This window comes from Pseudomonas sp. JS3066, assembly GCF_036328175.1.
In the GTDB taxonomy this organism is placed as follows: Bacteria; Pseudomonadota; Gammaproteobacteria; order Pseudomonadales; family Pseudomonadaceae; genus Metapseudomonas.
The window spans coordinates 1,580,373-1,601,545 of sequence record NZ_CP143312.1 but is presented as its reverse complement, the minus strand read 5'-3'; the positions used below and the strand labels follow the sequence as shown (position 1 = coordinate 1,601,545).

Below are 21,173 nucleotides of genomic sequence, written 5' to 3'. Positions count from 1 at the left end.
GGGCGGTACATCCATAAACCGCCCGACACAAACTAATGCCTGGAGTTAGAAGGCTCAATTCGCCGCTGCTGATGGATCCAGTCAACGATTTCCTCTTCAGGGGTGTAACCGTTGACAGTTTCGCGTAGGAGTTGGCGTACACGAACGTAGTCATCGGCCTCAACGGCAGCGAAGAGCTCAGTGAGCACACGCTTGAAGGCCTCCCAGGGAAGATGCTCCTCATTCGCTCGCATGATCATCGGGTGATCGGTCGGGCTGACGTTGTCTCCAATGAGCAACTCTTCGTAAAGCTTCTCGCCAGGTCTAAGACCAGTAAACTCGATTGCGATATCGCCGCTGGGGCTTCTGTCGGACCGAACCGTCAGGCCGGACAGATGAATCATTTTCTCCGCGAGCTCAGCAATCTTTACGGGCTGCCCCATATCCAACACGAAGACATCCCCCCCCTGCCCCATTGATCCCGCCTGGATCACCAGCTGGGCAGCTTCCGGGATGGTCATGAAATAGCGCGTGATATTGGGATGCGTAACAGTAACCGGCCCGCCGCGCTTGATCTGCTCGCGAAACAGCGGAATTACCGAACCGGAAGACCCCAGCACATTGCCGAAGCGCACCATGGTGAACCGAGTCTTGTTAACCCGGTGAACCGCGCCGCTGTCACCAAAGAGCACGGGCGCCGACTCGCCGCTGAGCGCCTGCAGGACCATTTCGGAGAGACGCTTGGTGCTACCCATTACATTGGTCGGCCGGACTGCCTTGTCCGTCGAGATCAACACAAAATTTTCCACTCCAGCCTGAACTGCGGCCTGAGCGGTGTACAGCGTACCCATTACGTTGTTGAGCACACCTTCGGCCACGTTGTGCTCAACCATGGGGACATGCTTATAGGCAGCCGCATGGTAGACCGTATCTACCTTCCACGTCCGCATGACATCGACAAGACGCCCCAGATTACGGACCGATCCTAAGATCGGGACCAGCTTGATATTCAGCGACTCGCGCAGGAGACGTCTCTCGAGCTCGATCTGGATGTTGTAGAGGTTGAATTCGCTATGCTCGAACAGCAGAAGCGTTCTGGGGCCAGAACCGAGGATCTGCCGGCAGAGCTCGGATCCAATGGATCCACCGGCACCGGTGACCATCACGACATTCCCGCGAATGCAGCGCTCAAGCAGCTCCTGCCGCGGCGGTACCGCATCTCGCCCAAGCAGGTCGGCAATGTCCACTTCCTGAATGTCGTCGACTTTCACCCGCCCACTGGCCAGGTCCATGAAGCCGGGCACACTGCGCACGTGCAGCGGGAATCCCTCGAGCTCTTCCAGGATTTCGCGCCGTCTCACCCGGGAAGCAGACGGAATAGCCAGCAAGACCTCTTCAGCCCCAGTCTGGTCGATCATCTGCTGGATATGTTTGGGCTTGTACACCTGCAACCCAGCGATCACCCGAGTAGCGATATTGCTATCGTCATCGATAAACGCCACAGGCCGCATCGCCCGCCCCATCCTCAAAGCTGCTACCAGCTGATTGCCGGCGGCACCAGCACCATAAATGGCGACCTTCGGCAAGGTGTCTGACTTGTTGATGAACGGGACCTGTTGGCTAGCCACATACCAGTCGCCCATGAAGTACTGACGCATAGCCAGACGGAGCCCGCCAATGAAAATCAGGCTCAGCCACCAATAATTGAAAACAATGGATCGAGGCACCACGGCAGGCGGCTCTCGGTACCAGTACACGACCAACGCCAGAAGCAAGGCCGACAAGGTAACAGCCTTGATGATCGTGATAAGCGCATCGTTCCCGAAGTAGCGCATCACGGCGCGATACATTCCAAACTTGATGAAGATTGGGATTGCAACAAGTGGTGCAGTGGCAAACAGCCAAAGATGCTCTTCAAACGGATTAATGGGGTTGTCGATACCCAGCCGGACGATGAATGCAAACCACAGCGCAGCAAATACCAGAACGACGTCCGCAGCAACCTGCAGCAAGCGTTTATATCTGCGCGGCCACGCCACCAACCAAGTACGCATCTTATCTCCCATCCCTTACAAACCTCGCCCCATCCATCCGCAACCATGTGGTGCTGAAAAACTCTTTGGCACTGCCCCCAGCGTCGCGTGGGACCAGAGACAATAGCACGTGCGACTCGCTTACCTATGGTCACCCGCCCCCGGTTAGCATAGCCACCGCATGGGTCAAAGCAGCATCAGTGCTCCTTCTTCCCCGCATCGAACCTGGCCACGAGGACGGCGACAGGTGCATACGCAAGTACCAACCCCAACGACACATCCACCTTGCCGAGTACGATCAGCAGAGCGACAGGCAGTAACCAGAATAGATTGATCGCCCCAACCGCCAGCGTTACCGGCAGGTGTCGACCAAACCGGCGTGAAGCGTACTGATAAGCATGGCTGCGATGAGCCTCATACACCTTGTCTCCACGCAAGAGTCGCCGGATCAGGGTCCAGGTAGCATCAACGATGAATACACCAAGCAGTACCACCCATCCCCAGAAAAGCTCTGCCTGGATCCAACCCGCGTGCAAGGACATTCCGGCCAGAATAATTCCCAGGAATCCACTTCCCGCATCCCCCATGAATATTCGGGCTGGCGGGAAGTTCCAGTAGAGAAATCCTGCTACAGCCATGGCCAGCATCAGTGGAGGGGCCATCATAGCCGCGTGCCCGCTCACCAAATAGAGCAGCGCCCCTCCCAGACACACACATATCGCTTCGACGCTGGCAATACCGTCGATCCCATCCATGAAGTTGTAGAGGTTTAACAACCACACAAGATAGAAAGCCGCGATTACGTTGCCGACCCAACCAAGCTCAAGGCGCAATCCGAATAACTCCAGGGGAGGCAAGCCGCCGAGCCAGAACAAAGCCCAAAGCGCGGCCAGAAAGTGCCCTAGCAATCTCCAGCGAGCTGGAATATGGCCGTGATCATCCAGAAATCCGATAAGAGCTACCGCCACACCCGACCCCATTAGCGCCCACATAGCAGACCAAGGTATGGTCCCGAACACGGCCAGCAAGGGCAGCACTAAAAGGAAGGCCAACACAATTGCTACGCCCCCTCCTCGTGGAGTGGGCACGGAATGCGAACTACGCGCATTGGGAATATCGATAATGCTGCGAGAAAGTGCGTACTGACGCAAAACGCCAGTCAAAAGAAGCGCCAGGCCGCCTACGACAGGCAGCAACCACAGTATGGTCATTTGGATTGATGTTCCAGATAGTGACGTACGGTCCGATGCAGTGCTTGGTCAAACTCGATCACCGGAGACCAGCCCAAAAGGCTCTTGGTCTTACTGATGTCGACTTGCAGCGTGCCACAGAGGCGTTCAAGTTCGGCGGTATTGCCAGTGAGTCCAGCACCAAAGCGCAAAAGCCCTTTTGGCACGGGGAACAAGCGCGCTGAACAGCCCAGCTCCGACCCGATTTTACGCAGTAACTCGGGCGTCGAGACATCCCGGCCATCACTTACCAGAAAGATTTCATTGGCTGCAGCCGGATGAGTCACGCAGGTAAGGACAAGATCTACAAGATTTTCCAAGGCCACGAAGCTTCGGAGATTATCAACAGAGGCCAACGGCAAAGCCACACCCTTGCTTACCCAACGAATCATTCTGAGAAAGTTCGCCCCAACTCCTGTGCCATAAACCAGCACCGGACGGATTATCACTATTTCCAGACCTGTCTCGCGGGATATTTCAAGCAGCCCCTCTTCCGCCCGCCTTTTCGAAGCGGCATAAGGTCCCACCGGGTTTGGCACGCTATCCGGCCGGAACGGCGAGTTCCTGATGGAATATTCCCCTAGAACCTTCACCGTACTAAGGAAGACGAATCGCTTGACACCTGCCTCTGCCGCCTGCCGAGCCAAAGCAAGGGTCGCATGCGTGTTGACCGCTTCGAAATCATCAATTCGCCGCTGCATGTCGCAGCCAATTGCATGGGCCAGTGCAGCGGCATGAACCACAACGTCCACATCCCCCAAGTACGTCCCCCAGTCCGTATCGAATCGAAGATCCCCTAAAAAAGGGAAACGGGGGTCTTCCTGCATTGCCCCATGAATCTCACGACATGGAAAGATTGCGTCCCAATCCGAGCGCAACAGAATCTCTTTACGCAGTGAGGCCCCAACAAATCCACTGGATCCAGTCAGCAAAATGCGCATGCCGAAATTTCGTACTCATGGCTAATTAGAATTCAGAACCGCCCCTGAACGTAGAAACGTCCAATTCTTTCCAGCTCATCTTGTGTATCGCTCAAGGGGGACCACCCCAGAAGTGCGCGCGCTTTTGCGGAGTCTACTTGAAGTGACCCACATAACTGCTTGTACATCGATTCCTTACCGAGTGCCCTGGCAGCAGCGATCAACAACACCTCGGGGATTGGCAAGAACACTTGGCGTCGCCCCATCCCACGCGCCAACGCACGCATCATCTGCGGTGTTGAAATATCGCATCCATCGGAGATCAGGAACAATTCACCAGCGGCCTTGGGGTGCGTGCTACATAGAATGATGAAGTCAACCAGGTTGGTCAGGGAAACCATACTGCGATGATTGCTTATCCTTCCGAACGGCAACGGGATTCCTAGAGAAACCAACCTCAGCAAACGACCGAAGTTCCCAGGAGCGCCAACGCCATAAACCAGGGGTGGGCGAATGATCACTAGCTCCATAGGGGACTCATCGAGTTGCGCGCGCAGCCCGTCCTCGGCCTCCAGCTTCGAAAGCGCGTAGTCCGCATGGGGTGCAGGTGGAGACTTCTCGCTAAACGCAGTACCACTCGTTTCGCCACCATTTACACCAATCGAGCTGATGAAAACGAAGCGCTTTACTCCTTCATCCTTGGCAATTTGCGCGAGACTGAGCGTGGCGTCGCGATTGACCTCACGAAAGGCAGCGAGAGGTTCATGACTATCCTCCCGCATTACGTGGGCGCGCCCCGCCAGATGAATTACGCAATCAGTGCCTCGCAAGGCAGCACGCAACACGTCATGGTCCGCTAGTGAGCCTACGTGGTAGGTGACCTCAGGGATAGCGGTTCGCGTCTCTCGGACTAATCCGTGAACGAAATGCTGGTCCTGCGCCAAACGCTGGCACAGTGCTGTCCCAACGAATCCATTCGCGCCAGTGACCAGTACTTTCATCGTCGTCATGCAGTCATCCCGCTGCAATTATTTGAACGAATTGAGAGCATCGATCACGCCCCCCACTTCGTCCATGCTCAGTGTGGGATCCATGGGTAGACTGAGAACCTCCTGATGAATTCTTTCCGTCAACGGAAGACTCAGACTCGAGTAGTTTCGATACGCATCCTGTTTGTGAGGTGGGATAGGATAGTGGATAAGGGTTTGCACACCCGCCGCAGTCAAATGCTCCTGAAGCTCAGAACGACGCGAACTGCGCACGACAAAGAGGTGCCATACGTGCTGTTCTGTATTTTCCCATGTCGGTAACTGAACAGCTGGATTCTTCACTTCGTCCAAATAGGCGCGAGCGATATGACGGCGACGGGAAACATGTTCGTCCAGATACTTGAGCTTGACGCTGAGCATAGCGGCCTGGATTTCGTCCAAGCGGCTATTTACTCCTGTGTAGAGGTTCTTGTATTTCTCGTGGGAACCGTAATTACGCAATGCACAAAGCACTTCCGCCAACTTGGCGTCATTTGTCGTTATTGCACCCGCATCTCCCAAGGCCCCCAGATTCTTCCCCGGATAAAAACTGAATCCGGACGCATGACCCCAGCTTCCCGCTCGACGCCCGCCAATACTCGCTCCGTGCGCCTGCGCGGAATCTTCCAATACGAGCAGGTTGTGCTGGTCTGCGATAGCCATGAGTTCCGGCATGTCGGCCAAGCGCCCATACAAGTGGACCGGAAGGATTGCGCGCGTTCGTTCGGTAACTGCGCTCCGGACCTTGGTTGGGCTCAGGTTGTAGCTGTGTTCATCCGGTTCGACTAGAACCGGCACCAGGCGGTTCTCGGTTATCGCTAGTACGCTCGCTATGTAAGTATTGGCGGGGACGATTACCTCATCCCCATCCTTCAAGCGCCCTAATTCCTTCCACGCCCGCAGAGTGAGCACCAGCGCATCCAGACCGTTCGCGACGCCGATGCAATGTTCAGCACCGCAATAGCGAGCGAAATCTCGCTCGAATGCAGCCAGACCGCCGCCCGAGATATACCAGCCCGAATCAATAACGCTCGCGCAAGCAGCCAGGAGTTCCTCTCGAAACTCGTGGTTGATTTTCTGGAGATCCAAAAACTTAATCATCGCTCAGTTTCCTGACAACCCGTGCAGGGTTTCCAACTACTACGGAATACTCATCAACATCCTTTGTCACCACAGCGCCGGCGCCAACCATCGCGTGTTCACCAATGGTGATTCCTGGCAACAGAGTCGCATTCGCACCAATGCTCGCCCCCCGACGGACAGTGATGCCCGAAAAGGCGTCGGGATACACTTTCGATCGCGGCATCGGATCGTTGGTGAAAGTCGCGTTCGGTCCAATGAACACGTCATCTTCAATACGAGTGCCGTCCCAGAGAAAGACACCGGACTTGATCGTCACGTTGTTACCGATGACTACGTCTCCCTCGATGAGCGAATGGGCGCATATATTGCAGTTACCTCCAATCCTTGCGCCGCGCAGGATTACAACGAACTGCCAAACTCGAGTGCCCTCGCCGATTGTCGACTCGGCGGCGATGTCAGCGGACGGGTGAATGCTAGCCATGCTTGGCTGCCTCCAGGAAATGCTCGTATTTGCGGATGTAGTCAGCCTCGTCATAGTGCTCACTGGCCAAGACCATCAGCACGCAGTCTTCACTGAAGTCGTGCATTTCCCGCCAAACCATGTTCCCGATGATCAACCCCTTGGTCGGCGAATCCAGCCACGCTTCCTCGCGAGTAACACCATCATCGAGGATGAAGCGGCAGCGGCCGGCTACACATACCGCAACCTGATGCAAATGCCGGTGGGCGTGAAATCCGCGGGGAACACCTGGCTTGAGATCAGTCATGTAGTAGACACGCTTGATCTCGAAGGGAATGTTCTTGTGCTCTTCGAGCGAAACCAACTGACCTCGCCCATCTCCAATGGCGACCAGTTCCGCCCATTTAATCAGCGTCATGCAAAACGCTCCTTCAAGAGTACTACGAGTAGAGGCCCACGTTGCCGCACTGGCACAGGCCCGTTTACAGAATGTGGTCGGCGCAAGGCTGACCTAGACAAAGCATTCCCTTTCAGATGAGGGGAGCCCAACCCACCTCACCGGCACGGATCAGGCAGGTACACATCCTCATGACACGACACTGAAGCTTGGGCACGCAGCCTACCACGCCCAAGCACGCCGGCCGTCGATGACTCTCAAGCTACCGACAAAATAAACTGCCATTAGCCGCCGGCTAATCGGTGGATGCTGACCTCAGGACGAGGAACATCACCGAACTCGATTGTTGCCACGAAGCCTGTAGATCAGAGGCCGAAGCAATGAGTCCAGCGAAAAATGCAAACAGATCGAGGCAAAGCGTAAGACAGGGTTCAATATGAGCCTATTCTTTCTCAAGACTTTCATCTTCTCTTGAAAAAGGATCCCACGTTCACGCATCTTCGCGATCGAACTCTCATCGTGCAGGCGATAGAGAAGCAGTTCTTCATCCAAAAAACAGAAGTCCGTGACCGCAGATGCCCTGAGGAGAAAGTCCCAGTCCTCTAGGCGCAAGCCGGTTTCATCGAATCCGCCGACAGTGTCATAGAGATTACGGGTAAAGAAAATCGTTCCGGCAGGAACGAAGTTGTACAACGTAAGCATCGCCCTGACATCGCCGGAAAACAACCTGCGAGACGCCTTTCGCTCAATGCTGTCACGACCGAAAGTGCGGGCATTGCTGTAGCAAAGCTCGCTAGTCGGTGTTGACTTTATATGCTTGATTTGCTGCTTCAGCTTTCCAGGCGCCCACATATCATCTGACGCGATGACAGCTACATACTCGCCACTGGAGTGCTCGACAACTGCGCGATTAAGCGTTTTGCAGAGGCCTTCATTGCTCTTCAGGACAAGATTGAAATTGTAAACTCCAGACTCTTGAAGACCGCGCAAGAGCTCAACGCTACCATCGGTAGAGCCATCATCAATTACAATTAGCTCCAGAATGAATCCTGCCTGATCTTGGGAGGCAACACTACTGATCGCGGCCTCGACGTAATCAATGTGGTTATAACTTGGGATAATGACACTAACTTTTGGGAGGTCACCGCTCATGATCATTTACCGAGAACGTCCTCGTAGAGACTGATCAGCTTTTTGCCCTCACCATCCCAGTTATATCGCCCCAATACGGCCGCTCGCCCGTTTTCACCCATGGCCTTCGCTTCAGCCTGATGGATGAACAGATAGTCGATAGCAGCCGCGACAGCCATCGGGTCGGCGGGATCTACGCAAACACCACACTTGTTTCCCTCAATGATGCTTCGCCACAGCGGGAAGTTCGAACCGATAACGGGAATCCCTGCAGACATGTACTCGAACATTTTGTTCGGTTGCGCATCGACATGGTTCGGAGCAGACAGAAATGTCACAACGCCCGCAACGGAGCGACTCATGATCTCTCTCACCTTCTCTCTCCCGACAAAACCATGATCGTCTACTGACGACCACCCCTGGCTTTTCTTGCAATATTCGCCCGTAGCCGCCTCGGTAAAGCTGCCCGCTAACGCCAGTCGAGCCGGAGTAGTTGTTTGCGACATTGCATCGACCAACTCCGGAACACCACGAATTGCGGTCATTGCGCCGATGTAGCAAACTGCGGCGCGATCCTGGCTCCAGGGCAACAACTCCTCCAACTCTTCAAGCATGGGATAGTTGTTCACGTCCAAAGACTTACAGCCGATCCGCTGGAATTTTTCCCTGATTGCAGGAGTTGCCGATACGATATGATTGAGCTTCCTGCAGGCACGCTTTTCATACGATGCGAACAGCGTAGAAACGACTATACGCCCAACACGCCCCAGGTAAGGCTTACTCATGATATCGGCGGGAAAGTCCTCATGAGAGTCAAATATGACTCTCTTTCCCTTGGCCTTGAGCTTCATGGCAATCGGTAGTAGCTCAGGGTCATGCAAATGATACAAGTCAGCGTCGAGCTCGAGCGCCTTCCTGAAAACCCGCTTGGTGCTTTTGGTCATACGAGAAAGGCGTCCGCCGGTATGCGCGCCCACATCAATGATATTGACCTTGTCTTTTTCCTCGTTGCCTTTTCCATCGGCCACAATCAGAGATACAGCGTAACCCGCTGCCGCCAGCGTCCTACATTCTTTCCAGAAAACCCGCACGTCATAACGCGGATGGACTGATGTCAAATGGGCTACTCGCTTCACAAAAAACCTCTAATACTGGATCACTATCACACTCAATACAGCAATTATAATTCTTGAGATTGAGCGAATTAATATTCCCTTGCCACACTTCAACCATCAAGCACAAGAGCTCAAAGCCTGGCATCCAGCCCCTCTTGCCTGACGCAAAGAATGTTTACTCAACATGTAACAGATGATAATCATGAGTCCACCTCCGCCAGTCAAGAGCAAAGTGGGCAACGGCGTGTCGAGAGCCTGAGTAAACACCGGCACTATCAGAACCAAATATTTTGAGCTGCGTAAAATAGCGCGCAACGAAACAAAGAAAAACAGCAAGGGGGCAATAGCCACCCACCCTAAATTCACATATGCGTCAGCCAAAAAATTTACGGTAGCATTGTCGCCCACGACATAATACTCAGCACCAATTAACTTTGCAGGCAAATCAGAATAGCTATAATCGAACAAAGAAGACAGAAAACTGTAAGCATAGAGCAGCGGCTCACTCTTGAAGTATTCAACATAATTAAATGATATATCGACAGGCAACGCCAGGAAGCGCTGAACGATCGTGGGCACCCAGATATCACCAAGCAAGTAGAAGAAGCCCACCCCAGATAGACTCAAGAAAATGAAGCCACACAACAACAGAGATGCACCGCCCAACAGCGGGGTCATCCTCAGGAAAAAAACCAGTGCCAGCAGAAACAGGTACACCTTATCACCCGCTACAGCATAAAAAATCAGTACGTAAAGAAGCCCAACAAGCTTGAACAACTTTCGTCTGCTGACAAAAACCAGATAGACTCCAAAGACATACACCGACCAGGCATAGAGATAGGAACTAAGCCCACCCCCCAGCCAAGCAGTGAAGGCTTTCCGTCGCTCATAAACCGAGTCGAACCCAAATCCGGAGAAAATGCTGAAATTCAACAGCAACGAGCCGCCCAGCAAAACAACAACCGCCAGGAAAAACCAATCCAGAAAGCCTTCCACCCTACTTGCCACATTATCATTCCGCACTACAGTACGAGTCACGGGAAGCAAAGCTAGCGCCAGGAATAGAAGGAACCAAAAAATCGAGCAAAATGATAAATAGGAAAGATCCCCTTGCTCAATCCAGAACAAAGAGAGCAAAGGAAGAAATATCGAAAAAAACAGAAAACTTAACGCGAAATCGAAAATATCGCCACGCCCACTTATAAACAAGAAATAAGCGGGCATGACAAAAATATAGCTCACCCAGGAAAGCCAGTATATGTCGGAAAAAAACGAACCTTTTACCTCTACGCCATATATGCCAAACACTGGAGATACTGCGAACAAGAAATAATCAACACAGGTTTTCGCAATCACACTCAGCAAGGCAATAGCCAACAATCCGTCAGAACGTAAACCTAGTGACAGCCCCCTCACAGCATTCACCTCTAACTGTAGCAAGCAAGCTCATGCAGAATGGCTTCGGCGGCAGCGCCATTACCATACGGCATTGCACCTGTAACCCCGGGCGTATAGGAAGCTGCAAACACAGACGCCAAGTCGCTACGCGACGGTGAAGCAAGGGTATTCCAGCCCAGCTCGACCAATTCGGTCCATTCCGTTTCATCGCGCAATGTCAGGCAGGGAACTCGGTGGAAATAAGCCTCCTTCTGCACCCCACCCGAGTCTGTGGCCACCAACGCCGCATTCTTCTCTAGCATAACCATATCTAGATAGCCAAGCGGATCCACAACTTTCACATTACCGGGAATGGCTATATCAAAGGAATTGATACGCTGCCGGGTACGAGGGTGAAGCGGGAGCACCACAGGCAAAGGAGCGGCAGCGAAACCGGAAAATATATTGCGCAGACGCTCTGGTGTATCCGTATTATCCTGGCGGTGGACAGTCGCAAGGATATACTGCTGCGGACGCAGAGAGAGAATATTGAGAATGTTGCTTTTCGCCTCGGCTTTTTCACCGAAAATAAGCGCAGCGTCATACATTACGTCGCCCACGTTCACTACATGACGTCCGCTGATCCCCTCACTTGCCAGTGTTTTGAGCGCCGCTGCATTCGGCGCGAGCAGAAGATCACTGGCATGGTCGGTGAGACGACGATTTATCTCTTCCGGCATACGCTTGTTAAAAGAGCGAAGCCCAGCCTCAACATGCGCTAATGGGATGTGCAACTTGACGGCCGCGAGTGCGCCAGCAAGTGTCGAGTCCGTGTCGCCATAGACAAGTACCCAATCGGGGCGCTCGCTCACCAATACCGTCTCAATGGCTTCCAGCATGCGCCCGGTGTTTTGTCCGTGCCCACCACCACCTATCCCTAGATGGAAATGAGGCCGCGGGATATCCAGTTCGTCAAAGAAAACATCTGACATATTGGAGTCGAAGTGTTGGCCAGTATGCAGTATCCGCTCGTCGAATAGCTCATTACTACGAAACGCCCGTGAAACTGCGGCCGCCTTGATAAACTGAGGACGGGCGCCGACGATTGTAATGACTTTTTTCAAAACCGCTTCCTCTAGCTAACAAGTAATATTCAAGCGCCGTCTTTCAGGAATAGACATTCAACTGCTTGCCGGTGATTCTTTGAAGAGCGAACTGAGCCGTCTTGGCAAATTTATGCAAACCCTTCCAGTTCTTGAAATCCGTGGCTTCATGGACAGATGCATGCATCAGGGAGTTGAATTCAGCCCTGGAGATCCTTAGCTTCTTACAGAAATACTCGATATCCGATTCCAGCTCATTCAGATCATAAAGTGGCTCAGCAAGTTTTCCCAGAGCCTCTTCGCGAGTCATTTGCCCGGACACAATTAAACTCGACAGATGCGGCAGACGCTTATCGTAGCCAAATCGCTCCGGCAGGTAGTAGTTCTGGAAAAACTTGGTGAATACGGATTCCCCGTGTTTACGTGGATAAGGACGGTAGTCCGCTACATCCTGAAGGTACTTCACCGCGTCATCTTTATTATAATCCATAAAATTTAGCGGCCGAACAGTACGCATACCCTTAACGAAGGGGTACCAGAAGTAATACTGAAAGAAGCTGATGGTTTTGTAATCGCGCAGAGGTCGCGAACCGTATTTCTTATGAATATCCTTCAGATTGATAGAATCCATAGCACTACCATGCCAGGCGGCCGGGAAAATTGCTTCAGTTGCTAGGTTACCACCACTCAAAATGTACTTGATGTCATTCTTAACCGAGAAGTGATACATGCTAGCAAAGAAGGCATGATCTTGAGGCACATCCTGATTCGCGACCGCAGCCTTCAAATAGGCCAATTGCAAGTCGCGCATTTCTTCCCAATTCATCACATGGGTATGCAAATCATAATTACAATATTTGACGACCTTCTCAATATTGCTAACTGCCAACTCGCTGTTCCAACCTGCGTCCACATGAACTACCAATGGGCGCAGGTCGAATTCTTTCAACTTGACTGCCAGATAGGAACTATCAACGCCACCGCTCAGGCCGATAATGCAGTCGTACTCTTTGCCTTTTCCTTCATCCTTGATTTTCTGGATGATCGCTTGCAGGCGCTCTTTCCCGGAATCCCCTGGGAACCACTGTTTGGATTGGATCTGATCAAAATCACGGCAGTGGTTGCACACGCCACTCTCATCGAAGCTGATTTCCGGATCACTTGTATCCATGACACAACGGACACAGACTCGGTAATTACTCATTTGCCTTCCCTCGACGACAGCAAGCCGCTCATGGCGTCATGCGTAGGATAGTTAATCAGCACAGCTTTATGCTTACCATGAAATACAAATAGACTGCCGGCGGCCACAGCCGATGCTCCAGCCTTATTGATGGGCTCGGCAAGGTCAGCCAAGGAGCCGGCGCCCCCACAAGCGACGACGGGAATAGAAACCGAGTGGGTCACACTCTCTATTAGTTCTAAGTCGTAGCCGCGCATCGTGCCGTCACGATCTATCGAATTCAAAAAAATCTCACCCGCTCCAGCCGCTTCAACCGTACGCGCCCATTCGGCTGGTACAATTTTCATGTCTTTCGAAGCTGAATGACTCATGACGTGATATTTGCCGAACAAGCTCTTCTTGCAGTCGATTGCCACCACGACACTTTGGCTGCCATAGACAGCGGCAATCTGACTGATGAGTTTTACATCCTGTAGAGCAGCGCTGTTCAGGGCGATTTTTTCGACCCCGGAAGAAAAAATCCTTCTAGCTTGTTCCAAGCTGCGAATGCCGCCGCCATAACATATCGGCATGAAACATTCACCCGCGACTTCGGCAATCAGTTCGTAATCCGGCTCACGCCCCAATTCAGAGGCCTTAATATCGAGCAAAACGAGTTCGTCGACCTCTTTGTCGTTAAAGATCTTGATCGCATTGACCGGATCCCCCACATAAACCGGATTTTTGAATTTGTGGGTTTTTACCAACCCTCTATCCTGGAGGAGAAGGCAAGGAATGATGCGACTCCGATACATTAACATTTCTCCCAGAAGTTTTTAAGCAACGCCATACCAAACTTATGGCTCTTTTCCGGGTGAAACTGGACACCAACGATATTTTTCTTTACCACCGCGGCTGTGAATTCCTGGTCGTAATCGGCAGTTAACAAGGTGAGCCCTGACGAGTTCGGGCGCATGTAATAGCCATGAACGAAGTAGAAGCGGAACGCCTCGTCAAGACCGTCTAATATCGGATGTTCGAGCGTTGCCTTGACATAATTCCAGCCCATATGGGGCACCTTTCGGCCAGTCCTGGGTTCGAACCGAACAATATCCATATCGACCCAACCAAGGCCAGGCAACTCACCTTCCTCACTAGATTTACCTAGCATCTGAGCTCCCAGGCAAATACCGAGAATTGGCTTTTTCAATTCCAGAACCTGAGTGTTCAGGACATCGATGAGTCCGCAATTGCTCAGCTTAGACATTCCCGCATCGAACGAACCGACACCAGGCAGAATTAGTTTATCAGCCGCGGCAATATCAGCCACCGCATTGGAAACCTTGGCCTTGGCGCCCACCTTCCTCAGCATATTCATAACCGAGGCGATGTTACCCGCACCATAATCGACAACAACTATCATGCCACGCGCCCCCGAGCACAATAATAGGACAAAAAGAAATAAATCACATACATTGCCGCATACGCCATTGCATAGATACTCAATGCCGCGACAGCACTGTTCGAATAGCTAAATGTCACGTATGAAATCACTAACAGGCAAGACTGCCAGATTAGATCCAGCTTTTGCTTCTGGGCAATATAAAGGGTATAACTCAATGGACTTACAACAAAGCGGCAGTAGAAGAATGGAACCAGAATGGCCGCATAATGACCAGCCTCCGCCCATTCAGCGCCGAATAAAATCGTAAATAGCCACTCACTCGTAAACCACAACACAACAAATGGCAAAACAGCTAACGCAGCCAAGACCTTAAAGGTCTGCAGAAATATATGGCGACAGTTACCAAATTCTCTATAGTCCTTTGCAGCCTGAGACTTGAATACATCAAGAATCGACGTCGCCAACAAAGAAATTGGTGCCCCAAGCACCTTCAAGGTCAACGCGAACCAACCTGCTGCTTCCGCACCGAAACGAGAGGCAATCAGAATCAAAGGAAGCTGATTGGCGATGGTATTGATCAGGTCCGCAGGCAGAGAGTATTTAGGAAAGTTGGAATATAGGCGAAAAGAAGCAAGCATGTCTTTGTTAGAGGTTTTCCACAGTGAAGAAAGCCATGCTTTATCCAGCCAGAGGAAAGCACACAAAGTCGCCAACAGGATGCCTACAACCTGGCCATAGATAAGCCCTGCTACACCATAGGCCAAAAGACCAGCGGCAATCTGCGCGACGGCAATACTTGCAGCCAGAATGACTTTTGCCAAACCTAACCGCTTGAATTGGCTCAACAGTGCCAATAACGAAAGAACGGCTTTATTCAACCCCATACCAAGCATAGCCAAGGCAAGCCCCAGCATAAATTCAGGAATTGGCCTCGGTAGCAGGTTCGTAAAACCATTCACCAGCGTTAGCAGGAGAAAAGTTACAAGGGAAAGCCAGAGTGCGATATAGACAATCAACTTACCTATCACATATGACTCATCCTCATTCTTTATACTGAAGAAAGCCGACTCATAACGAGCCGTGACCAGCACCTCCAGGATGGCCAGAAAAGACATCCAGACATAAAAAAGCCCAACTTCCGAAGGGGAATAAAGCTTTACGACAATCAACATCACGCCAAGCGAAATCGCCTGAGCGCCAAGCCCTCCCAACAAAACCGAACGGACATTTTTGAAAAAACTTTTGTTATTCAAGCCGCTGCCCATCTCATAACATTCATCCCTAATGGAAAGCTTAACCAAGACACTCCACTATAGACATAATGACGCTTACCCTGACGACAACTAAACGGACCACCCTTTAATAAAAGCATCATCCGTCCAACCCAGGTGACAACTAAAAAGCCAGCGCTCGAACAATTCTTTCCATATCCGATTCTTGCAAATAGGGATGCATCGGCAGGCTAATCACTTCGTTCGCAATACGGTCTCCCACACTCAGGGAAACCGAACTGTCCGCAACAGCCGGTTGCTTATTCAAAGGAATGGGATAGTGAACAGCTGTTGGGATACCCGCACCTTTCAGGCGGTCTTGCACCTCTTGACGGTTTTCAACCCTTACCGAGTACTGCGCATAAACGCTGGTATTGTAGGGCTCTACATAGGGTGTAGAGGTGATACCAACCTCGTTCAGCGCATGATCATAGTATCCGGCTACCACTTGGCGCTGTTCGATCTCATCCTCGAAGATTTCCAGCTTGGGCAACAGGATCGCGGCCTGCAGGGTGTCCAGGCGGCTGTTCACACCTACGCGGACATGGTGATACCGGCGGTCTTGCCCATGACGCGCGATCTGCCGCAGAGCCACGGCAATCTCATCGTCGTTGGTAAAGATTGCACCGCCATCGCCATAGCAGCCTAGAGGCTTGCTCGGGAAAAAGCTGGTGCATGCAATGCGGCTCAGGCTACAAGAACGCCGGCCTTTGTAGCTTGCCCCGAAGCTCTGGGCAGCATCCTCGATCACCGTTATTCCGTACTTCGCTGCGATGGCGTTGATCGCATCAAAATCTGCGCACTGACCATAGAGGGAGACAGGGATGATGGCCTTAGTTCGCTCGGTGATCGAGGCTTCCAGTAGCTGCGGGTCGAGATTGTAGGTACGCGGGTCGATATCCACGTACACCGGCTTGGCCCCCAGCAGCGCCACTGTTTCGGCGGTGGCGATATACGTGAAGCCAGGCGTGATGACTTCATCACCTGGCCCGATGCCTAGCGCCATTTGCGCGATCTGCAAGGCATCTGTGCCGTTGGCGCAGGAAATGCAGTGCTTTACTCCGACGAAGGCGGCAAGCTTTTCTTCCAGCTCTGCCACTTCTGGGCCCAAGATGTACTGCCCATGAGCCAGGACACGCTGAATACCGGCGTCAATCTTGTCCTTTATACGGGCCTGCTGGGCCTGGAGGTCGATGAATTCGATCATGTACTACACGTCCAGTTTGGTGATTTGTTTGCTCTTGAGCAGATAGCGAGCGCCCGTATGCTCACAGAGGGTCTCGCCCTCCCCCTCCAGGGGCAAGTCGAGTTGTTCGCCAAACTCACTCATCCAGCCAATTTGGCGGGCCGGCACGCCGACCATCAAGGCATAAGCAGGCACATCCTTATTAATCACAGCCCCGGCGCCGACAAATGCGAACTCGCCGACAGTCACGCCGCACACAATGGTGCAGTTGGCGCCCAGGGTCGCACCGTGCTTGACCAAAGTGCTGCGGTACTCACTCTTTCGTTCGATCAGCGAACGGGGGTTGTAGACATTGGTGAAGACCATGCTCGGCCCGCAGAACACGCCATCTTCGAGGATGACGTTGTCGTAGACGGACACGTTGTTCTGGATCTTGACCTTATCGCCGATCACAACTTTGTTGCCGACGAAGACGTTCTGGCCGAGCGAGCACTCGCGCCCGATCCGCGCTCCCGCGCAGACGTGCACGAAGTGCCATACACGGGAGCCTTCACCGATCACCGCGCCATCGTCGACGATGGCGCTGGGATGTACCTGATAGCTCATGATTGGCCTCAGCGCGCAAGAGACTGGAGGAAGGGGTGACCTTCGTTGTCTTGCGCAGTGCTCTTGGCGGCGGAACGGATGGTGTTCACCGTCTCAACACAATGGCGAGCATCGTCAATTCCGAAGCCCCGGTCTGCCAGGATTTCCTGATAGCTGATGGTATGTAGGTCGGTGAAGCCTTCAGAAAACTCCATTTCTTCGCCATTGACGGTGATAGAGCGATACGTCGGTTTCTTGCCCTTCACAGCATCCGGCAAGTCGCGCGCGTCGATCGACAGGAACCAGCGTACGCGAGCCTGCTCGTATTCCAGGTAACCAGCTGCCTTGAAGTTATCGCTGTAGTGCACGACATTGCGTTGCAGCTTGCCGAAGATGAAGTGCAACATGTCGTAGAAGTGCACACCAATGTTAGTGGCTACACCGAAAGACTTGCGCGGGTCGCCCTTCCAACTCTCCATGTACCACTTACCGCGCGAAGTTATGTAGGTGAGTTCGACATCGTACTTGTGTTCGCTGCAGCCGCTGCACACTTTGTCCTTCAGAGCAAGAATTGCTTGGTGATGACGCAACTGCAGAATGTTGAATACGCGACGTCCAGTCTCGCACTCCACCCGCGCCAGTTCATCAAGGTCGGCAGGTGTAGGCACCAGAGGCTTCTCGCAAATCACGTCGCACCCCAAGCGTAGCCCGGCTGCTATATGGGGCTGGTGCAGGTAGTTGGGGGAGCAGACGCCGACATAATCCAGCGAGGTTTCCTGGCTGCGCTTCAGGCTCCAAGCGTGGTCGTAGAAGCGCTCGAACTCAGTGAAGAATTCGCTTTGAGGCGAAATGCTATCAATGATACCGACCGAATCGTTGATGTCGTAGGCAGACACCAGCTCGTTGCCAGTGTCCTTGATTGCACGCATGTGCCGGGGGGCGATATAGCCTGCTGCACCAATCAGGGCAAAACGTTTCAAATCCGAATCTCCAGCCAAATCAGGCCTTGATGATGTGCGCCTGCGGAGCGCGATACTTGCCACGGCTATCGACCAGCAAGCGGGCCTGCTGACTGATGAGGTCGTAGTCGAAGCGGTCATGATCCGTAGCCAGAACAACAGCGTCGAAGCTGGCGAGATTCTCTGGAGTCAACGGTTCACTGGAAAGCTCGAAGTGGTGCTCTCGCATTTTCGGGAAGGTCGGTACGTGCGGATCACTGTAAGCAACCACACCGCCCTTGGCCTGGATGAGCTCCATGATTTCGACTGAGGGCGATTCGCGCATGTCGTCGACGTTCTTCTTATAGGCAATGCCCAGAACCAGCACTCGGCTGCCCTTAAGCGCACGACCGCGATCATTCAGGCCGTCCATCAACTTACTGACAACGTACTCCGGCATAGCCTGGTTTACCTCACCCGAGAGCTCGATGAAACGGGTGTGCAAACCATACTCACGGGCCTTCCAGGTCAGGTAGAAGGGGTCAATCGGGATGCAGTGCCCCCCAAGTCCCGGGCCTGGGTAGTAGGGGGTGAAGCCAAATGGCTTGGTCGCCGCCGCGTCCACAACCTCGAAGATATCGATCCCCATGCGGTCAGCCACAACTTTCATCTCGTTGACCAGACCGATATTCACAGCACGGTGGATGTTCTCCAACAGCTTGGTCATTTCCGCAGCCTTGGTGGAACTCACCGAGACCACGCGGTCAATCGCCTGCTCATACAGAGCAATGCCCACCTCCAGGCAAGAGGAAGTGTGCCCCCCGATTACTTTCGGAATGGTGCGGGTTTCGAAGTTCGGGTTACCCGGATCTTCACGCTCCGGCGAGTAGACCAGGAATAGGTCCTCCCCCACGTGCAGACCGCACTCTTGTACACGCGGCAGCAGCTCTTCCTCAGTGGTGCCGGGGTAAGTCGTGCTCTCAAGGGAGACAACCTGGCCTTTCCGCAGGTAAGGCTTGAGTGCGTCTGTGGTATTGATGACGAAACTCATGTCCGGTTCCCGATACTTGTTCAGGGGAGTCGGAACACAAAGCACCAACGCGTCACACTCGCCAACGCGGGAGAAATCACTGGTCGCTTCAAAACCGCCCTTACGAGCTTCCGCAACTTTCTCAGCAGGAATATGCTCGATATAACTCTGCCCAGCGTTCAGCTTGACTACCTTGCTTTCATCGATATCGATACCGAGCACCCGAAAGCCGATGGAACTATAACGCAGCATTAGCGGCAGACCGACATAACCGAGGCCAACGATACCGATGACAGCCTCTTTCTTTTTGAATCTTGAAATAGTTTCCTGCTTGATGCCAGACATCAAATAAGACTCCAGAGAATTCGTACTCAATACTGATCCAGCCCCACATGCGAACCATCAAAGAGCATATATACTCGTTTGCTGGACCAGTAATCTAATTCCAGAAAATGAAACACTTTCCGCCACGCTCAAAACTAGCTGCATTCACGCGAAAGCCTTTCGACGCCTATGCACAAACGCCAGCAGGGCCACAACAGCCCCTAGCACCACACCAGTAAAGGCGCCACCGATGATGATCAGCCCTTTTTTGGGCTTGATCGGTTCGTCAGGCACCACGACCTCGCCGTCCTGCTGGAAAACCCGAACATTAGACGGGTCAGCCCTGAGACTCGCGTAAAGATTGCGTTTTTGTTCCAACTCACGCAGCTCCGGGATGAAAGGGTCGTCCGAAGCCCGCGATTCGAGCGCCTTGAGCTCCGCGCGAATAGCATTCGCGCCACGCATGTAGGTCAGGCTACCGTCCATGATGGCCATCATCTGTTCCTGAGTCTGGCCGCCGATGATCGGTGGTTTGCTCAGCCCCACCGCCTCAGCCACCTGCAGCGCTTCGCGCAACTGAATGATCCGGTCCTCACGACGCGCCTTGGCGCTGGCGCGCAGTGAACTGATTCGCCGCGTGTAGTTATTCGCCGCGACATCGACTTCCTGGTTAGCATCCTTGATCGCCTGCTGAAGTGACTGACTGGCCACCTGATCAATGTAGCTCTTCACCCATCCCGCTATCTGAAGTGGTTCTCGCCCCTCAGCAGCAACAGCGAAGCGATCCGGACGAGTTCGGTCCGGTGAAATAACGCGGAATGTCCTGTTGAACGCACGGAAAAGATCAGCGTGAGAGCGACCCTGAACGCTAGCTTCGTTCAATGACGGAAGATAAACGGTTTTGAAGAATCGACGCAGCGAATCTTCAGACTGCAGATTCCGCGTGAAGACGGAGTAGACATCCTCAACCTTGAATGGCTTGAGCTGCATCTCATTTCGCGCCAGGCTCAATGGAGCAATATCACTCAAGGAAGGCGGCAGAAGGTAAACTTGAGCCTCGTATACAGGCTTACTGATAAACGCATAAATAGTAGCCAAAGCGGTTGCAACAACAGCAAAAGCCACCACTATTAACTTGTTAACCCAAAGAGACTGTAGCAACTCAAGAAGATCAACTTCATTTGCCTGACGCGCAAAATACGAATTAGAACTATCTTCCACTGAAACTCCGTATCTTTAGAATACTTATACTGACTGCCTCCCTGCAGCAAAGCCACGCGCGCGAAGCCAGACAACTGAAGACGCACATTCTGCCAAGCTGCAGTCAGGATGCAAGCACCAACTGCTATTCAAGCCGTGAAAACCCCAGCAATCCAACAGAGACTTTCGCACGAGCGAAACAGACTCACGAGAAGGT

General features: G+C 52.8%; 20 protein-coding genes. All 20 read right to left on the bottom strand.

The genetic code is table 11. From position 1 onward, the window contains the following. Window positions 1-32: 32 nt before the first annotated feature. Window positions 33-2,045 (bottom strand): polysaccharide biosynthesis protein, encoded by a 2,013-nt coding sequence (locus tag SA496_RS07500; RefSeq protein ID WP_330115231.1) that lies wholly within the window; start codon window positions 2,043-2,045, stop codon window positions 33-35. 164 nt (window positions 2,046-2,209) lie between these two features. Then, the gene (locus tag SA496_RS07495) at window positions 2,210-3,223 is read right to left on the bottom strand and encodes an MraY family glycosyltransferase (RefSeq protein WP_330115230.1); all 1,014 of its coding nucleotides are present in this window, start codon (window positions 3,221-3,223) and stop codon (window positions 2,210-2,212) included. Continuing rightward, a complete protein-coding gene (locus SA496_RS07490) occupies window positions 3,220-4,182 on the bottom strand; it encodes an NAD-dependent epimerase/dehydratase family protein (protein WP_330115229.1) in 963 nt (320 codons plus the stop codon). The genes SA496_RS07495 and SA496_RS07490 overlap by 4 nt, the downstream gene beginning before the upstream one ends. Before the next feature lie 32 nt (window positions 4,183-4,214). Then, entirely contained in the window at window positions 4,215-5,171 is a 957-nt protein-coding gene (locus SA496_RS07485; protein ID WP_330115228.1) for an NAD-dependent epimerase/dehydratase family protein, read from the bottom strand. 18 nt (window positions 5,172-5,189) lie between these two features. Further along, window positions 5,190-6,290 carry a DegT/DnrJ/EryC1/StrS family aminotransferase gene (locus SA496_RS07480; RefSeq protein ID WP_330115227.1) on the bottom strand — a complete coding sequence of 367 codons (1,101 nt, stop codon included), beginning with the start codon at window positions 6,288-6,290 and terminating at the stop codon, window positions 5,190-5,192. Next, entirely contained in the window at window positions 6,283-6,753 is a 471-nt protein-coding gene (locus tag SA496_RS07475) for an acyltransferase (RefSeq protein ID WP_330115226.1), read from the bottom strand. The genes SA496_RS07480 and SA496_RS07475 overlap by 8 nt, the downstream gene beginning before the upstream one ends. Then, the gene (locus SA496_RS07470) at window positions 6,746-7,150 is read right to left on the bottom strand and encodes a sugar 3,4-ketoisomerase (protein WP_330115225.1); all 405 of its coding nucleotides are present in this window, start codon (window positions 7,148-7,150) and stop codon (window positions 6,746-6,748) included. Before SA496_RS07470 ends, SA496_RS07475 begins: the two co-directional genes overlap by 8 nt. Before the next feature lie 309 nt (window positions 7,151-7,459). After that, window positions 7,460-8,281 carry a glycosyltransferase gene (locus SA496_RS07465; RefSeq protein WP_330115224.1) on the bottom strand — a complete coding sequence of 274 codons (822 nt, stop codon included), beginning with the start codon at window positions 8,279-8,281 and terminating at the stop codon, window positions 7,460-7,462. Between the two features lie 2 nt (window positions 8,282-8,283). Beyond that, the gene (locus tag SA496_RS07460) at window positions 8,284-9,396 is read right to left on the bottom strand and encodes a glycosyltransferase family 4 protein (protein ID WP_330115223.1); all 1,113 of its coding nucleotides are present in this window, start codon (window positions 9,394-9,396) and stop codon (window positions 8,284-8,286) included. A gap of 96 nt (window positions 9,397-9,492) precedes the next feature. Then, window positions 9,493-10,815 (bottom strand): hypothetical protein, encoded by a 1,323-nt coding sequence (locus tag SA496_RS07455; RefSeq protein WP_330115222.1) that lies wholly within the window; start codon window positions 10,813-10,815, stop codon window positions 9,493-9,495. Then, window positions 10,803-11,876 (bottom strand): non-hydrolyzing UDP-N-acetylglucosamine 2-epimerase, encoded by a 1,074-nt coding sequence (gene wecB, locus SA496_RS07450; protein ID WP_330115221.1) that lies wholly within the window; start codon window positions 11,874-11,876, stop codon window positions 10,803-10,805. Before wecB ends, SA496_RS07455 begins: the two co-directional genes overlap by 13 nt. 43 nt (window positions 11,877-11,919) lie before the next feature. Then, a complete protein-coding gene (locus SA496_RS07445) occupies window positions 11,920-13,059 on the bottom strand; it encodes an N-acetyl sugar amidotransferase (protein ID WP_330115220.1) in 1,140 nt (379 codons plus the stop codon). Continuing rightward, a complete protein-coding gene (locus tag SA496_RS07440) occupies window positions 13,056-13,832 on the bottom strand; it encodes an AglZ/HisF2 family acetamidino modification protein (protein ID WP_330115219.1) in 777 nt (258 codons plus the stop codon). Before SA496_RS07440 ends, SA496_RS07445 begins: the two co-directional genes overlap by 4 nt. Further along, window positions 13,832-14,440, bottom strand: a complete 609-nt coding sequence (gene hisH, locus SA496_RS07435) for an imidazole glycerol phosphate synthase subunit HisH (RefSeq protein WP_330115218.1) — start codon at window positions 14,438-14,440, stop codon at window positions 13,832-13,834. The genes SA496_RS07440 and hisH overlap by 1 nt, the downstream gene beginning before the upstream one ends. After that, a complete protein-coding gene (locus SA496_RS07430; RefSeq protein ID WP_330115217.1) occupies window positions 14,437-15,723 on the bottom strand; it encodes an oligosaccharide flippase family protein in 1,287 nt (428 codons plus the stop codon). Before SA496_RS07430 ends, hisH begins: the two co-directional genes overlap by 4 nt. A 94-nt stretch (window positions 15,724-15,817) precedes the next feature. Further along, window positions 15,818-16,900, bottom strand: a complete 1,083-nt coding sequence (locus SA496_RS07425; RefSeq protein ID WP_330115216.1) for a DegT/DnrJ/EryC1/StrS family aminotransferase — start codon at window positions 16,898-16,900, stop codon at window positions 15,818-15,820. 3 nt (window positions 16,901-16,903) lie between these two features. After that, entirely contained in the window at window positions 16,904-17,485 is a 582-nt protein-coding gene (wbpD, locus tag SA496_RS07420) for a UDP-2-acetamido-3-amino-2,3-dideoxy-D-glucuronate N-acetyltransferase (RefSeq protein ID WP_330115215.1), read from the bottom strand. Window positions 17,486-17,493: 8 nt separating this feature from the next. Next, window positions 17,494-18,444 carry a UDP-N-acetyl-2-amino-2-deoxy-D-glucuronate oxidase gene (gene wbpB / locus SA496_RS07415; protein ID WP_330115214.1) on the bottom strand — a complete coding sequence of 317 codons (951 nt, stop codon included), beginning with the start codon at window positions 18,442-18,444 and terminating at the stop codon, window positions 17,494-17,496. Window positions 18,445-18,463: 19 nt separating this feature from the next. Further along, window positions 18,464-19,777: a UDP-N-acetyl-D-glucosamine 6-dehydrogenase gene (gene wbpA / locus SA496_RS07410; protein WP_330115213.1), complete on the bottom strand. Its 1,314-nt coding sequence runs from the start codon at window positions 19,775-19,777 to the stop codon at window positions 18,464-18,466. 144 nt (window positions 19,778-19,921) lie between these two features. Continuing rightward, window positions 19,922-20,977 (bottom strand): LPS O-antigen chain length determinant protein WzzB, encoded by a 1,056-nt coding sequence (locus SA496_RS07405; protein ID WP_330115212.1) that lies wholly within the window; start codon window positions 20,975-20,977, stop codon window positions 19,922-19,924. Between the last annotated feature and the right edge of the window lie 196 nt (window positions 20,978-21,173).

Bases quoted from the DNA above. Each gene is read 5' to 3' on its own strand.
- SA496_RS07465 (WP_330115224.1), bottom strand. From the start codon at position 8,281: ATGAGCGGTGACCTCCCAAAAGTTAGTGTCATTATCCCAAGTTATAAC.
- SA496_RS07485 (WP_330115228.1), bottom strand. From the start codon at position 5,171: ATGACGACGATGAAAGTACTGGTCACTGGCGCGAATGGATTCGTTGGG.
- SA496_RS07495 (WP_330115230.1), bottom strand. From the start codon at position 3,223: ATGACCATACTGTGGTTGCTGCCTGTCGTAGGCGGCCTGGCGCTTCTT.
- hisH (WP_330115218.1), bottom strand. From the start codon at position 14,440: ATGATAGTTGTTGTCGATTATGGTGCGGGTAACATCGCCTCGGTTATG.
- SA496_RS07440 (WP_330115219.1), bottom strand. From the start codon at position 13,832: ATGTATCGGAGTCGCATCATTCCTTGCCTTCTCCTCCAGGATAGAGGG.
- SA496_RS07445 (WP_330115220.1), bottom strand. From the start codon at position 13,059: ATGAGTAATTACCGAGTCTGTGTCCGTTGTGTCATGGATACAAGTGAT.
- wbpA (WP_330115213.1), bottom strand. From the start codon at position 19,777: ATGTCTGGCATCAAGCAGGAAACTATTTCAAGATTCAAAAAGAAAGAG.
- wbpD (WP_330115215.1), bottom strand. From the start codon at position 17,485: ATGAGCTATCAGGTACATCCCAGCGCCATCGTCGACGATGGCGCGGTG.
- SA496_RS07470 (WP_330115225.1), bottom strand. From the start codon at position 7,150: ATGACGCTGATTAAATGGGCGGAACTGGTCGCCATTGGAGATGGGCGA.
- SA496_RS07490 (WP_330115229.1), bottom strand. From the start codon at position 4,182: ATGCGCATTTTGCTGACTGGATCCAGTGGATTTGTTGGGGCCTCACTG.
- SA496_RS07425 (WP_330115216.1), bottom strand. From the start codon at position 16,900: ATGATCGAATTCATCGACCTCCAGGCCCAGCAGGCCCGTATAAAGGAC.
- SA496_RS07480 (WP_330115227.1), bottom strand. From the start codon at position 6,290: ATGATTAAGTTTTTGGATCTCCAGAAAATCAACCACGAGTTTCGAGAG.
- SA496_RS07475 (WP_330115226.1), bottom strand. From the start codon at position 6,753: ATGGCTAGCATTCACCCGTCCGCTGACATCGCCGCCGAGTCGACAATC.
- SA496_RS07500 (WP_330115231.1), bottom strand. From the start codon at position 2,045: ATGGGAGATAAGATGCGTACTTGGTTGGTGGCGTGGCCGCGCAGATAT.